Below are 13,951 nucleotides of genomic sequence, written 5' to 3'. Positions count from 1 at the left end.
GGAGGAAACGATCTCGGGTGAAACGCAATCTAAGTCATCGGCAGCTCCTTGCGAGTGAACTATCGCGATTTGTAGACTTTGTTCGTGACAACTACGGGGAAACGCATTCTTATGTAATTCATCCGGAAATGGTGCGCCATTTCTATGAAGTTGGCAGGCATCTGAATATTTATGCTGCTTTCGAAGACGATGAATTAATCGGTGTATGGCCCTTTCTCTTTTACAACCGCCAACAAACGGACGCTGCGGGCTGCCTATTTTTGTTCAAGCCTATGGAGGGCCTTCCGTTTGTCGGTCAGGCCTTCATGAAATCATTTCTCGAAAGTGTCGCGCCTGAAGGGTATTTTACAGCCGGAATTATCGAGCGCCTCTTGCCATTCTACCGTAGAGTAAAACATCGATGCGGGCTCTTTAGCCAGTTTTACTGGCAACCACGAAAATCGACACCGCAAGAGTCAACAGAACCCAGCTTGGATTTTTCCGTTCGATTGATCTCTACCAAAGAAAATCTGTTAAATTTGCAAGAACGTTTTCCACATTCAGATTTTCTACCACGTAAAGATTTTTGGTTCTTGAAGAAGAGTTATATAGATAATTTTTCGCAAGTATTCGAAGTATTCGAGGGAGTTTACGGTGAAGAGTCGTTCGTACTTGTCACTGCTTCTTATGAAACACCGATAGGTCGAATTCTGCGCCTTTATGATTACTTTGGTAAGCTTGAGGGAATTGATTTCGTTCTCAAATTTCTTAAACGAAAGGCTTTCGACGAAAACTGCCGACACGTTGACGTCATGGTCGCTGGGATTGATGTGGAGGTATTTGAGCGCGCTGGATTTGAAGCTCTTAACTGCGATAGTAATGAGACGATTGTGCCGAACAACTTTTTCCCGTTTCAAGCCGTGAATTCAAAAGTTCATTTTGGGGTTCGGCTTAACAATTCTGATCTAGCTGAGGAGCCAGTTGTACTCTTCAAAGGTACCGGAGATCAGCTAGTTCCAAGACAGATTGTGGACTGGGGTAAGTCAAGTGATGTCAATTTTTGCTAAACGCAAGTTAATATGAAAATTTTCAAAGCTTGCGTTAAGGCTTAAGGAGTCTGGAAAAAATATTTCTGCTGACTAACTCTCCAAAATTCATCGTTTTCAAGAACTTCGACAAAGCGTGTTGCTGCGTTTCCGGTTCCAAAAGATGGATCCGCATCGAGGCGTTTTCCCCACTTGTCAGTCAGAAAATCTCTGATTACTTCGCAATCAAAAGCGGTCACGTCTGTGATTGTGTTGGATCTTGACCTGAGATGCTGCCGGGATCCAACGTTGAGGCTTGGAAGTCCTAGAAAAGGAGCTTCTCTAACTCCGGCGCTGGAATTTCCAACCATCACGCTTGCATGTTTCATCAGTGAGGAGAAATAGGAAAACCGCATGCTCGGTAAGCAGCGAAAACGTTCACTTGGCAGTTTGTCAATTTCATGAAAAATCTCTTCGCTACCTGGATCATTGTTAGGCATGATAACAACGAATTGCCGACCACTCGCTTTCAGGTTTTCAAATAGCTTTCGTGCTTGTGCGCCAATCGTGTCACGCTCCGAGGTAACTGGATGAAATACAGCGATGCCGTAGTCGGCGAACTCGATCTCGTATCGTTTTCTGACTTCGGCAATAGGAACGCCATTGCCGTGTAAGTGGATGTCCAGTTCTGGCGAACCTATGGTGAAAACGGTCTTGGGATCTTCGCCAAGCGTAATGACACGTTCGCGCGCATCTTGCGAACTCACAAAGTGATAAGTGCAGAGTTTGGTATTGCAGTGTCGATAGATTTCATCAATTGTTCCGGATACCTCACCGCCTTCAATATGTGCACACCTGATATAGTTAGTGGCGCACACAAGCGCTCCGGCCAGTGCCTCTATTCTGTCTCCGTGAATAATGGTTAGGTCTGTGGGGTTTTCGTGCAGCCAGTCAGAAAGTCCGATTATTGTCTTAGATAAGATAATATCCTGCGCATCGCCAACGCGTTGGTTAATATACTCCTGTCTGCGCACGCCTTGAACCCTTTCAACTTCAATTCGAGTTGCCCCATAGCGTTCCAGCATATGCATACCGGTTACAAAGAACGTTACGTTGTGACCGGCATCTCTCGCGGCCACTGCGAGGGGTTCAAGCTTTCCAAAATCTGCTCGTGTACCAGTAAGAAACAGAAGATTGCGTTTCATGCAGAGCTCCGCCTTACTTTTCTAGATCGTCCCAGCGCAACTGATCGTTCTGCTTCGCTGCTCGCCTTAGGGATCTGCCGATCACTCTGTCAAAATCATGTACGGGAATTTCACCATTGCCAGGGCGCCGCGCCCAAATGTCCTCTTCGGTGATGATGTGGCCTGCCGGTAAGTCGCGGTCAGCAACCACAGAACCGCGGGCAAACCGGTAAACATCATCTTCCGGTTTGGTTCTTTGCTTTCTATTGTGGAGTGCGACATGGATTTCGCGAGAACGATCAATTAGGTGACGCAGCTCAGAAGGGTCCATGGAGCATGAAATGTCTGGACCTTTCCGATACCTGGTGTCTGTGAAGTGTCGTTCCAAGATACATGCGCCAAGTGCAACGGACGCAAGAGCCATTTCCGGACCGATGCTATGGTCTGAAAAACCTATTACAGCCTTAGGAAACGCAGCTCTTAGTTCACGAACGCCTTGCAACGAAACGATTTCAGGAGGTGAGGGGTAAAGGTTTGTGCATTCTAAGAGGGCGTATGAATTACCCGATTTTTCCAATACTTCGACCGATGGGCGTATGCTCTCAAGCGTCTGCATTCCAGTTGACATGATGATTGGTTTACCGAAACGTGCAATATGCCTGATTAGGGGCAGGTGATCGCATTCACCGCTTCCGATCTTGAAGCCGGGAACGTCGATTGAGGCAAGAAAGTCTGCAGCAGCACGAGAAAACGGTGTGGAGATATATATCAGTCCAAGGTCTTCGGTGAACTGCTTGAGTTCCTTTTCAGCTTCAGGCAGCAAAGCGCACTTGCGCATGACATCATAGATCGAGACATCCGCGTTGGGCGGAAAGATTGACTTTGCCTCATCTGTCATTTCGTCTTCTACGAAATGGGTTTGATGTTTGATCATCTCGCAGCCGCTGCGTGCTGCTGCTGCGACCATGGACTTTGCGACATCAAGGCTTCCACCATGATTGATCCCGATTTCGGCAATCACGAGCGGTGGCTGGTCCGGGCCTATTTCACGATTGGCAATGCGCATACATTTAATCCTTTAGTGCTGCCGGACGGGCAAAGTTGCATGTGTGCAATGATCTGGCGCGAAAAAAGGCTCATGGTAGAAGTAGCAGCTTATTAGGCTGAGCATCCTCACCCTCACAATCCAATGCGCTTCAGCCGCGGTTCGGGTGAGAAGTTCTTTTTCCAAGTTTCCAATCGGTCGATAATCTCCGGTACCAGGTCCACTACAGTTTGGTCCGGCGTTATCGCCGTGTGATTCATCGATGGGTACCAAGGAGAAACTTCTTGTCCGAGTTTGAAATGGGCTTGTGGGTCTCCAAAGCTCCAGCAAGGCACATTGTGGAGCGCTGCCATATCCGACACGCTGGTGGGGGCTGTTACAACGAGATCGCAAAGCTCGGTCATAGCTCCAGCGTCCAAAAGATTGTTGAACTGATCAACGTCACGAAAGTGAAAAAACTGGTCTCGGTTGGCTTTGTGCTCCAGGTATCGGATTTCCTTGTCCAGACTGGCGTATTGGAGATTTAGAAAAATGCACTCATCAGTCTCCAGGATGGGCGCAAAATCGATGACCGAAAAGTAGTTGCGCACTCTGGCTGAGCCCAGGTTCCGTGACCGCCAAGAAATCCCAATGATCGGCTTTTCGTCCGCTTCCGGCAAACGACCATACAACTCTTGAACACGTTCAGGGCGCGCTTTGAGGCATGGAAACCTTGCTTTTTTAAAGGACTCAACCGTCGGTCGAAGGAAGCACTGTAGATCCGCCATCGCCGTGTGACAGTCATAGTCGTCAATAGTGGCTTCCATTGTATCGGCTTCAAAGCTTGCCAATCGAACGACTGCTTCTGGAAAGCTGTAAGCAAAGGGTTCCAGGAGTTTCTGAGATCCTTCGATGATAACCTTGTCTGCTTCAGCAATGACTTCCGAAAAGAGTGTGGAGGCTCGCAAAGCATCGCCAACACCCTGGTCAGCGTGTACGAGGATCGTTTTGCCTTTGAGGCTTTCGCCATCCCACGCTGGTTTATTGAATTTGCGACAGATCACTGGGAGATTGTCTGCCGAAAAACGAGCCCTATGGTGCTCCCAGCCTTTGGTCAAATTGCCGGCACCAAGATAGGCCAAACTCAGGTTCCATTCTGCTGTCGGGTGATTTCCACCAACCAAGTCTATGCTTTTTTTGAATGCATCAATTGCATCTTCGTGGCGTGTATGCGCCAGCAGACAAACACCGAGTGTAACTTGTCGATCTGGATTCCTTGGGGCGACTGTAGAAGCAAATTCAGCCGATTCAAGGCCGTCAATCGCGTTCCCATCGCGAAAGCATGATTTCGCAAATTCGTGGTGCAAGTCATCGTTTTCAGGAAAGCGTTTCAGCGCTCTTTCCAGAAAATCGCGTGCTTTGTCAAAGTCTCCGTTGTCTTGCAGGGACTTGGCTAACAACACGTAGGCTTCCGAGCCATTCGGGTCCATCAAGATGCACTTGGAAAAAAACGTGATAGCTTTTTCGTGCTGCTTAGCCTCCCGCAACATGACACCGTAGTTCCGATAACCGTCGGGATGGTTCGGGTAGCGTTGAATAAGGCGCTGAAAGATGAGTTCGGCTTCGTCTTCCATATCGCATTTGGAAAGACTGATTGCATGCAGGTTCCAGGCGTCAATAAGCGAGGGATCAAGATCCAGTGCTCGTCTGGTCAATGCCAGTATACTCTCATTGTCCGCATTGGGTATGTCTGACATTGCGCGTGCCAGATTGGCATAAAACGGCGCTCGATCGTTGGCAATATTGATTGCTTTCTGGATCTGTTTGATCGCCATCATGGGATCGCCGAGCTGCCGGTAAGTCACACCAAGAAGATGATTTGCATCAGGATGATTGGGCGCTTTTTTCAAAACTTGTTTGTACAGGCGCTGCGCCTTTTCAAAGTCGCCAGCTTTTTGGAGGACCAAAGCTCGCTGCAGCTTTTCAAGCGCCGGATTTGAAGCTGTTTTTAAAGCCATGTAGGAGACTTGTCCGTATTTTTTACGAAACACTGATTACCGGTAGAAGCTTATCAGTGCAGGAAAAACAAAAACAGATTTCGAGCAGGTTTCACTCGTCTATCCGCAGTTTTCTTGGAGGAAGGGTGTTTTATTGCTGCCAGTATTAGTTCGCCACTAACTTTAACAGTCGGAGTGAAGTGCTTCAGATATGCATTTTGACGAAAAAATCTGTGGCACGACCGAATGGATAGCTTCGAACCATACTTCATTGATGAAATGATCCGTATGTGAAGCATCGATTCTGCCCAGGACCGAATCGAATTGGGAAAAGACAATGGAATTTACCTATGTCGTCGTCGGTGCGGGATCCATCGGCAAAAGGCACTTCGACAACCTAAAGGCGCTTGGTAAGCAAGCAGAGCTGCTCCCTTGGCGTCGATTTGATAGCCTTATGTTTGATGCGATGCTGAAGCAAAAGAAAAGTCGCGTGGCGGTGGTGATAGCAACAGGAACACGCATCCGCTTCGAACTCATATCGCGATGCGCTGAATATGATGTGCCTCTCTACATCGAGAAGCCCCTGGCATACACAAGGGATCAACTAGACCAGATTTTTTCCATTCCGGAGGAACTGCAGCGGCGGTCCGTAGTCGGTTTCATGATGCGATACCATCCAATTGTTCAAAAGCTGGCGGAATTCAAACTGTCGAACCCCTTTCGGTCCACTTTTACAATCGGCCATGATGTCAATCAGTGGCGCAGTGAGTGGTGTTTTTCGGAAAGCTATGCCTCCGATCCCGAGGGTGGTGGGGTACTATTGGACCTGTGTCACGAAATCGATATGGCTTGTATTCTGGACCCTGAGCTTAGTGTGACCAGCGTTGCTTGTCTTGAGCATCCAACCTTTAAGGGGGTGGATGTTGCGTCTTCTATTTCGGCGCAAGGCAAAAAGGTGGGGCTATGTACAATTCAAATGGACTACCTTGCTCCGCATCTTGTCAGACGTGGAAATTGCGAAGGGCTGCATGAGAGCTTGGAATACGATTTTGAGACGAACACGGTTGTTGTTTCTGGCATTGGTCCGAAGGACACAAAAACATTACCGAAGGAAAGAAACTCTCTTTTTCTCAATTTAATGAAAGATTTCATTGGTTTGGCTGAAGGACAGGACAGGCCTTTCTCTAAGCAGATTCCACGGATGGACCTTGTTCGAGGTTCTTGCGATGCGATAGTCGATGCGTGGGAACACCGGCGGTTCGTCGGCCAAATAGAGGCGAATCTGACATGATACTTGGCCATATCGGCGCGCGAAAAGGCTCCAAAGGCGTGCCTGGAAAAAATGTTCGCGTACTTTGCGGGAAACCACTGATCGACTGGTCCCTGGAACAACTCCTGCGAAACAAAAATGTCGAACAAGTTGCAGTTTCAACGGATGATCGAGAGCTCTACGAATACGCAGTTGGAAGAGGTGCATTGGAAATTGGACTCCGTCCCACGCATCTTGCAACTGACGGTGCTTCGAAATGGAATGTCTGGCAGGATGCTCTCAAAAAATCGGAAGATCTGATCGGTTCAACCGATGCATTTGTCGACTTGGACTGTACGTCTCCGCTACGTATACAAAAGGATATTGATAGCGCGTTAGAGCTGTTTTTTCGGGAAATGCCTGATATGGTAATGTCCTGCTGTGTTGCTCGAAAGAACCCCTATTTTAATCTGCTCGAACTCGATACGGACGGCTCACTTCAAGTGTCCAAACCGTTGGCAGAAAAAATAGTAGCGCGACAACAAGCTCCATTGGTTTACGAACACGCTGCCTCGACCTATGTCGTTTCACCTGCCTATTTGCGGTCTGCATCATCACTTTTTGAAGGTCGCGTAATCCCGTATGAGATGCCCCCAGAACGCTGTGTGGATATTGATTCTGAATTTGATTTTAAGCTGGTTGAGCTGCTGATGAAGGAAAACTCAAATGGCTGACAAGAAAACAGTCTTTCTCACGGGCTCTGGGGGCGTTCTTGGTACAGTCTACATCGAGAAATTTCTGAAAAACGGCATGGAAGTTATTGCCTCGGAACTACCAGGTGAGCGTTATGATGGCTTGATGGATCGGTATGGCGATCACGACTGTTTTCACTGTATTGAACTGGATGTCGGCAGCGAGGAACAAGTCGCAGGAGTATTCAAGTCACTGGCGACGAAAAATTTATTTCCAAATGTTGTCATCAACAATGCGGCCGTTACAGGTGAGTTGTTGATGGGGAGAGGGGAGCCTTTTCCAGATTTCGCTAACACCAAATTAGAAACTTGGGAAAAGACGCTGAAGGTCAATCTGACGGGGGCTTTCCTCGTCGCGCGCCAGATGGACGTCGACATTGTGGGTAGGTATCCAGCCAAACTTATCAATGTGGCGTCGATGTATGCCCTGAATGGGCCACACCATGACATATATGAAGGGATGCCCTTCAAGTCCTTCAGCGCCTATTCTGCGACAAAGGCCGGAATTCACGGACTAACAGTCTGGCTGGCCGGTTATTGGGCTAAACGGGACTGCACGGTCAATACGATTGCTCCTGGCGCTGTATTCAATGATCACTCAGTAGAATTTCAATGCAGGGTGGGTAAGCTGATCATGCTCGATCGGATGGCGGAACCTGAAGAAATTGCTGACGCCATGACATTTCTTGTTTCAGACAACTCACGATACATGACCGGGCAGATAGTCAATGTTGATGGCGGTTTTAGCGCCTGGTGAGATCTTGCACCGGACAAATTCACCCAAAATTTATTGTAGCCAATAAGACTATTTAGTTGCCGTACAAATAAGCATTACTTCTTTTGAGAAGCGAATGAACTTGTTTTTGGGTTTCATGAAATCTGGTGTAAAATTTCGCGCCAACCAAATCAAAGCGCCAGTCCAAGGATGCTTCCAATAGACAGGTAGCTGAATGAATCTGTCGCCAGCGACGTTCTTGAAACCAGTAATTTTGTGGATGTCTTCTATCGCCTTGATCGTAAATGCGGTGCGATGAGTGAAATCACTATGGAAATCGATAACATTGTATTTCCAGTCGGGGGTCATCGTGATGATCGTTCCACCGGGTTTCAGTATCCGATGGGCTTCCGCGAGGATTTTTTCCGGATAATAAAAATGTTCAACAACCGACTTACTGTAAATAACGTCAAAATAGTTGTCTTCATAAGGCAGGGCCGCTTCTAAATCGCCCACACGAATGTCAGCCTCAGGACACTGCTGCTTTGCCAAGTCAGATTGGTCGAAGCCGTAACCCGAAGCTCCCTTAGCCATAAAACCTTTGAGAAATTCGCCGCGCCCGCACCCAAGGTCGAGCAATTTGGTGCCCGGGCGCAGACCGCACTTTTCCCACAAATGAGCTGTCATCACAAAGGGATATTCGGTGAACGCTTTTTGACCATAGGTCACGTCTAAATACTCATTGTGCGGCTGCGAACCGTCTTTCAAATCGCTCATTTTGCCGCTCATTCCTTCCGAACCCGGACAGGCTAACTCACGCAGTGGCTGAGCGCCGCTTGACGCTGGGCAGCCAAAGTCCTTCGACTTATCGTCGAGTTAGTAGTCGCTTTCGAAGCAACACCAATTCACACATCAAACTACATCGATCAACAAGATCGTGGGCAGGTGCTCTATTTAGTTCGAAGAGTAGTTTTCTTTCGCGATACCTGCAATGACAGCTCAGACGCCTGTTAAAGTTGTCCGCAAGTTATTGCGCTTGTAAACGCCAATTGGAAACAGATCGAAAACATACGACTGTCACTGCCTCACAAATCCCTGGTTCTGGAATTGTTGCCGGCGATACTGTTGGGGGCGGTTGCGGACGCGGCGGTATTGTTGAGAGCGGTATTGCTGGCGCTGGTAGCTTTGACGGTTCTGCGCGGCCCGGCCTTGCCTTTGACGCTGTTGAAGCTCACGCTGTTGCAGGCTTTGCTCGCGTGCTCTCTGGTTGGCTCGTTGTTGTTCGAGGCGCCGCCGTTCCTGCTGTATCCATTGACGCTGCAGCTCAAGCAGCTCTTTTTGCCGCTTTAGTTCTTCGCTTTGCGCAAATCTTAAGGGTGTTTCAGACTGTGAGCGGTTTGGCCAAATGGGCAAGATCTCACGAAGCGCGTCGGCATGCGTCTTGTCCATTGAAGTTGCGTCGGTCTGTTGACGGGCTTCAGCGGGAAACACAATTGCGAGCGTCGCTATCAGGCATGTCGCCAGCGTGGTGGATTTGAGGAAGGTTATGAACATGTGATGCCGGTTCTTGGCCGGTGACTGTGAAAGGCATTTCGCCAATCACTCAGCTCTACCGGTGACTGAGTCGTTCTTCCTGTAAGTTTCAACTTAACAGATCGCTTACAGTCGCGGTCTTTCTTAACGATTTGATTAAGAAATTATGCCCAGTTTTCTTGAAATCCGAGAGATACACGGCCAGCGCCGCAATGCTATGTTTCGATTGTACATGCGCCGCCATTGGCCGAGTTAGCGCCGTGTCCCCAAGTACCCTCGATTTTGTTTTCCGTGATGGAGTTGAGCAGGAACTGGCGCATTTCACCCTGAAACTGAATGTTTCCCTTGAGCGTGATGCCATTCACCAGGCCGGTCTGTCTGGCAACTTTTGAATCTCTGCGGGTTGAGAGATCGAAAGAGCCACTCGCCATGGCTTTGGCAGCGGGACCGACAGAAACTTTGAATCTGGTACCGGTTCCGGAAAACTGACAATTTTCAACGAGCTGTGATTTCACTTTCCCCTGATCATAGAGCGTCATTTTCCAGTTGCGCATGACGAGGATATTCGGCCAGACGGTTGCGGCAAGTTCTTGAGTGTAGAGGCTGGGATTGTATCTTTCGCTCCAGTCTTTGGTGACGAATTTGCTGAAGCTGAAGCGTTGGCCGGGAACGCTTTTTTCTAGGTCCTTGTAAAACTGGGCTCCCGCATTGTTGGCGCAAATATCTGCCTGCGAATAGACACCAGTGTTTGCTGCGCCGAAGCTGTTCATCTCGGAGTTCTGATTGTAGCCCTTCTGAGTGAACTTGAACGCGTTTGGATATTTCGCCGTCAGAATTGCCTTCGCAAAGTGCCCCCTCGGATCCTTGTATCTTTTGCCCGTGCGCGAATGCAGCCAGTTGTTGAAGACCTTCACGGCCCCGTCTGCAACGTGATCAAAAACGACGCCGCTGGTTGACCCATTCAGGCGGCTATAAATGGTGTATCCGAGTTGAAAGAAGTGCCCAACCTTGTCGATGCCGATTACGATCCCGTTGCAATTGATAACCGGCGACAGAAGCGTAACAGTGCCTTTTGCGCCATTGTATTTTGAATTCTTGACATCAAGCTCACACTTTCGACCGGAAGCTCCCTTTTTGGGATTGTGAAACTCCTGGATCAGTTCATCTTCGATGCTCGCCAGATGCGGCTTGTTCACCAAAGTGTCTCCGAATTGGTCAAAAACCAGTTCCGGCAAATCGGCCGACGCGTAACCTTCGCGGCGCTGGTTTGCGATAAAGTTGTTTAATTTGGCGTCCAGCACCTGGCAGCAATCCGAAAGTTGAGTGCCCGCAGGTACTGCTGTTTCGTCTGTTTCGGCCATAGTTAATCCAAAGGACTTGTTTAAAAGAAATAGCAACGAACAGCATTATTGAAATTTTTCATTTGAAGATTTGCCATGTACCGGCGATTTAAAGCTTGAAGAATTGGCTTAAATTGCCCGTCATGGTTGATTTTCTGACAGAATTTGCCTGATCGAAGATGGAAAACGGCATCTGATTGCTCTGTGGTATTGTCAGATATGACAGTAACCCAAAAGGAGGATCGGTCGTCAGTGTTGCGAGTGAACCATGACCCTTCTGGGATATTTCAGGATCTTTCCGTTGAATGATCAGCTTGAAATCTCGTGTTTGAACCGAACTTCGTCCTTGAAGCTACTCAAGCTTTGGTAAGTGTCATTTGGTGACCTGCGGCACATGGATTTCCCACAATGGCCGTATTGTCTGCCTATCGATTTTGCCTCTTGCCGTCTGACCGGAGTTTTTCAATCATGTTGTCTCGACTTACTTCAACTGTCGCTTTTTTTATTGCTATTCCAGGTGTTGTCCTTAGTGCAGAAAACGGTCCGATTACCAGCATAACACTGTCTTCCGGTGGCCTGGCGGAAGTCGTTCGCAAGGCGGATATCGATAGCACAGGTCTGATCAACATGACGGTGCCGCTCGATCAGGTGAACGATGTTCTGAAGAGTATTGTTGTTTTTGATGAGAAGGGAGTCGTGGAAGGCATCACGTTACCGGGGCCCAATCCTCTGGCGGAGACGTTTAAAAACCTTCCCTTTTCGGTTGATGACCTTCAGTCTCCGGCCCGTTTGTTGGCCGCCCTGCAAGGGACCAATGTGCTCATCGAAAAGGCGGGGTCCAGTGTTGAAGGATTGGTATTGGGCGTTTCCACAAGGGACGAAGGAGACAGCGGGCAGCGCAATGTCGTTTCTGTCTTGAGCACAGGCGGCATCAAAAGTGTCGATCTGACAGCCGACACGGAAATTCAGTTCCTAGACGAAGACATACAGCAGAAAGTTGCCAAGGCACTCGGAGCCGTTGGCAGAGGCAAGTCCGACGGCGCACGCGCTGTCGCGCTGAAAGTTGCGGGTGAGGGGGCTCGCGAAGTCGCGGTTTCCTATGTGGTGCCAACCCCCATTTGGAAAACGGCCTACCGCGTTGTAACGCTTGCTGACGACACGGCCCGCCTGCAAGCCTGGGCGGTTTTGGAGAACGCCAGTGGTGAGGATTGGCAGGATGTCACGGTCACCTTGTCTTCAGGTGCACCGGTCACTCTCAAACAGCGTTTGCATGATCTATATTGGAAACAGCGACGTGAAGTTCCGATCGACGTTTCTGCTGGATATGTTCCACCGGCGGACACCGGCGCTGAACCAAGATTTGAAGTGGCGGAAAATGAGGCCATGTTTGACGGTCGCTCAAGGATTGCCGCATTGTCGGCGGCAGCTCCTGCACCGGCACCCATGGCGCGCAAGATGGCCAACGCCAATGTTGGCGAGGCAAGTGAAGGTGCTGTGACTGCCTCTTTCACGCTGCCGTGGCCTGTGAGCCTTGAGAGCGGTGAAACACTATCAGCTCCGATTGTTGACAAGGTCGTATCCGCAGAAACTGTCTCCGTTTTTCGGCCCGAAAGCGGATTGCCGCATCCAGTTGCCGCAATCTTGATCAAGAACGAAACCGACACAAGTCTGCCCAGGGGCATCTTGACAGTCTATGACGAAAGCGAAGGATATGTCGGCGATGCCCAGATCAATGGCATGCCGTCTGGTGAGAGCCGTATGGCGAGCTTTGCGACCGACAAAAAGGTCAGAATTGCGCAGTCGGCCAAATCCGACAATCAGATCACGACAATCAAGGTAGCAAACGGTCTGCTAACGGCATCTGTGCTCCAGCAGGCTGAAACGCGCTATGTGATCAAAGGTGCGCCTGATGATGCGCGCACGGTTGTCATCGAACACCCCAGACGGCCGGGCTGGGAGTTCTCTTCATCTGAACATATGGACGATACCGCCACTCACAATCGGCTAAAGATCGAAGTTCTGGAAGGAGCTACCCAAACTGCAGCCGTATTGGAACAACGCACGCTTTCAGAAACATATTCGCTGATCACGACCGATGCTCAAACCCTTGTCAGTCTTGCATCACGTGCCCCTGAAAGGCAGACAGCAACCAAATTGAGGGAACTGGCGAAGCTGCAGTCCGAGATCACCCAGGTCGAGCGACAGATCAGTCTGCTGCGCGCGCGCAAGGACGAAGAGACCTCAGATCAGGACCGGCTTCGTGCCAACTTGTCTGCCGTTCAGACAGGTGCTGATCTTTATAAGCGCACGGCCCGCAAGCTTGCCGAGTCGGAGACCCGCATCGAGGCGGTCGACACGGAAATAGCCGCCCTGAAAGAACGGGGCGAAGAAATCAGAGCAACGCTAGGTGAGGCGATCAGGACGTTCTAGGCGGCGTGTCGGCCAAGGCCGCAACAGCGCCCGCCAATTCGTCAAAATGGGAAATGATCCTGTCGGGTCCGAGCTGCTCGACAGGGACAGGCGTGTAGCCGAAATCAACGGCAATGACCGGAATACCGGCATTGCGGGCTGCATTGATGTCGGTAACGCTGTCTCCGATCATGATCGAGCCGGTCACCGTACCGCCAGCTCTGCTGATTGCACCGTGGACCGGTTCAGCATCCGGCTTTGAAACGGAAAAGGTGTCGCCGCCGACAACAGCATCGAAATATTGCGACAGATCCAGCTCTGTCAGCAGCGGCAGCGTCAGGCGCTCTGCCTTGTTGGTGCAGACTGCCAGCTTCCATCCGTCCTTCCGAAAGGCCTCAAGTGCGGTAACGACACCATCGAAGGGCCGCGTGTGCACAGCGATATTCGCCGCATAGTGTTCCAGGAAGTGTTCGAAGAGCGGTTCGATGTCTGCGTCCGTCCAGTCAACGCCATTAAACTCCAGACCCCGTTGGATCAGCACCTTTGCGCCCATACCAACCATATGTGCGACATCGTCCTGGGGAATGGCTGAATGTCCGGCAGCTGTCATGACAACATTGAGCGTGACAACAAGATCTTCCATGGAAGACACCAGTGTGCCATCCAAATCAAACACCAGAACAGACATGAGACCCTCAGCTGAGTTACAGAACGCCAATGCCTAACGGCTTCGCATGTATGCTG

Annotated in this window: 12 protein-coding genes; 6 read left to right on the top strand and 6 right to left on the bottom strand. The window is 49.7% G+C overall.

Annotated features, from left to right (window positions below; genetic code table 11):
- The first annotated feature begins 17 nt into the window (after positions 1 to 17).
- Positions 18 to 1,046: a hypothetical protein gene (locus FIV00_RS19550; protein WP_152502324.1), complete on the top strand. Its 1,029-nt coding sequence runs from the start codon at positions 18 to 20 to the stop codon at positions 1,044 to 1,046.
- 41 nt (positions 1,047 to 1,087) lie between these two features.
- Here the strand turns inward: FIV00_RS19550 and neuC are convergent, their stop codons facing one another.
- From neuC to FIV00_RS19535, 3 genes are all read right to left on the bottom strand, one after another.
- Complete coding sequence (neuC, locus tag FIV00_RS19545; RefSeq protein WP_152502323.1) at positions 1,088 to 2,209, bottom strand: UDP-N-acetylglucosamine 2-epimerase; 1,122 nt, start codon at positions 2,207 to 2,209, stop codon at positions 1,088 to 1,090.
- A 13-nt stretch (positions 2,210 to 2,222) separates the two neighbouring features.
- Positions 2,223 to 3,254 (bottom strand): N-acetylneuraminate synthase family protein, encoded by a 1,032-nt coding sequence (locus FIV00_RS19540; protein ID WP_152502322.1) that lies wholly within the window; start codon positions 3,252 to 3,254, stop codon positions 2,223 to 2,225.
- Between the two features lie 113 nt (positions 3,255 to 3,367).
- On the bottom strand, positions 3,368 to 5,230 hold the full coding sequence (locus tag FIV00_RS19535) for a lipopolysaccharide assembly protein LapB (protein WP_152502321.1): 1,863 nt from the start codon (positions 5,228 to 5,230) through the stop codon (positions 3,368 to 3,370).
- A 316-nt stretch (positions 5,231 to 5,546) separates the two neighbouring features.
- Between FIV00_RS19535 and FIV00_RS19530 the strand changes: the two genes are divergently transcribed.
- The 3 genes from FIV00_RS19530 to FIV00_RS19520 are packed head-to-tail and all read left to right on the top strand — an operon-like array spanning position 5,547 to position 7,967.
- On the top strand, positions 5,547 to 6,500 hold the full coding sequence (locus FIV00_RS19530) for a Gfo/Idh/MocA family protein (protein WP_152502320.1): 954 nt from the start codon (positions 5,547 to 5,549) through the stop codon (positions 6,498 to 6,500).
- Positions 6,497 to 7,192, top strand: coding sequence for a cytidylyltransferase domain-containing protein (locus FIV00_RS19525; RefSeq protein WP_152502319.1), 696 nt, complete (start codon positions 6,497 to 6,499; stop codon positions 7,190 to 7,192). Before FIV00_RS19530 ends, FIV00_RS19525 begins: the two co-directional genes overlap by 4 nt.
- Entirely contained in the window at positions 7,185 to 7,967 is a 783-nt protein-coding gene (locus FIV00_RS19520; protein WP_152502318.1) for an SDR family oxidoreductase, read from the top strand. Before FIV00_RS19525 ends, FIV00_RS19520 begins: the two co-directional genes overlap by 8 nt.
- 48 nt (positions 7,968 to 8,015) lie before the next feature.
- Here the strand turns inward: FIV00_RS19520 and FIV00_RS19515 are convergent, their stop codons facing one another.
- Positions 8,016 to 8,702: a class I SAM-dependent methyltransferase gene (locus FIV00_RS19515; RefSeq protein WP_173006062.1), complete on the bottom strand. Its 687-nt coding sequence runs from the start codon at positions 8,700 to 8,702 to the stop codon at positions 8,016 to 8,018.
- Between the two features lie 348 nt (positions 8,703 to 9,050).
- On the opposite strand from FIV00_RS19515, the gene FIV00_RS19510 reads away from it, so the two are divergent.
- Positions 9,051 to 9,275, top strand: coding sequence for a hypothetical protein (locus FIV00_RS19510; RefSeq protein ID WP_152502316.1), 225 nt, complete (start codon positions 9,051 to 9,053; stop codon positions 9,273 to 9,275).
- A 398-nt stretch (positions 9,276 to 9,673) separates the two neighbouring features.
- Here the strand turns inward: FIV00_RS19510 and FIV00_RS19505 are convergent, their stop codons facing one another.
- A complete protein-coding gene (locus FIV00_RS19505) occupies positions 9,674 to 10,819 on the bottom strand; it encodes a hypothetical protein (protein WP_152502315.1) in 1,146 nt (381 codons plus the stop codon).
- Between the two features lie 447 nt (positions 10,820 to 11,266).
- Here FIV00_RS19505 and FIV00_RS19500 point away from each other — a divergent pair, with 447 nt between their 5' ends.
- A complete protein-coding gene (locus FIV00_RS19500) occupies positions 11,267 to 13,228 on the top strand; it encodes a DUF4139 domain-containing protein (protein ID WP_173006060.1) in 1,962 nt (653 codons plus the stop codon).
- On the opposite strand, the gene gph is transcribed toward FIV00_RS19500, so the two are convergent.
- Positions 13,215 to 13,895 carry a phosphoglycolate phosphatase gene (gph, locus tag FIV00_RS19495; RefSeq protein WP_152502313.1) on the bottom strand — a complete coding sequence of 227 codons (681 nt, stop codon included), beginning with the start codon at positions 13,893 to 13,895 and terminating at the stop codon, positions 13,215 to 13,217. The genes FIV00_RS19500 and gph overlap by 14 nt on opposite strands.
- Positions 13,896 to 13,951: the final 56 nt, after the last annotated feature.

Origin of the sequence: Labrenzia sp. THAF82, from assembly GCF_009363435.1 — a bacterium.
Lineage (GTDB): Bacteria > Pseudomonadota > Alphaproteobacteria > Rhizobiales > Stappiaceae > Roseibium > Roseibium porphyridii.
The sequence above is the reverse complement of the archived record's forward strand: the minus strand, read 5'-3'. Positions and strand labels throughout refer to the sequence as shown.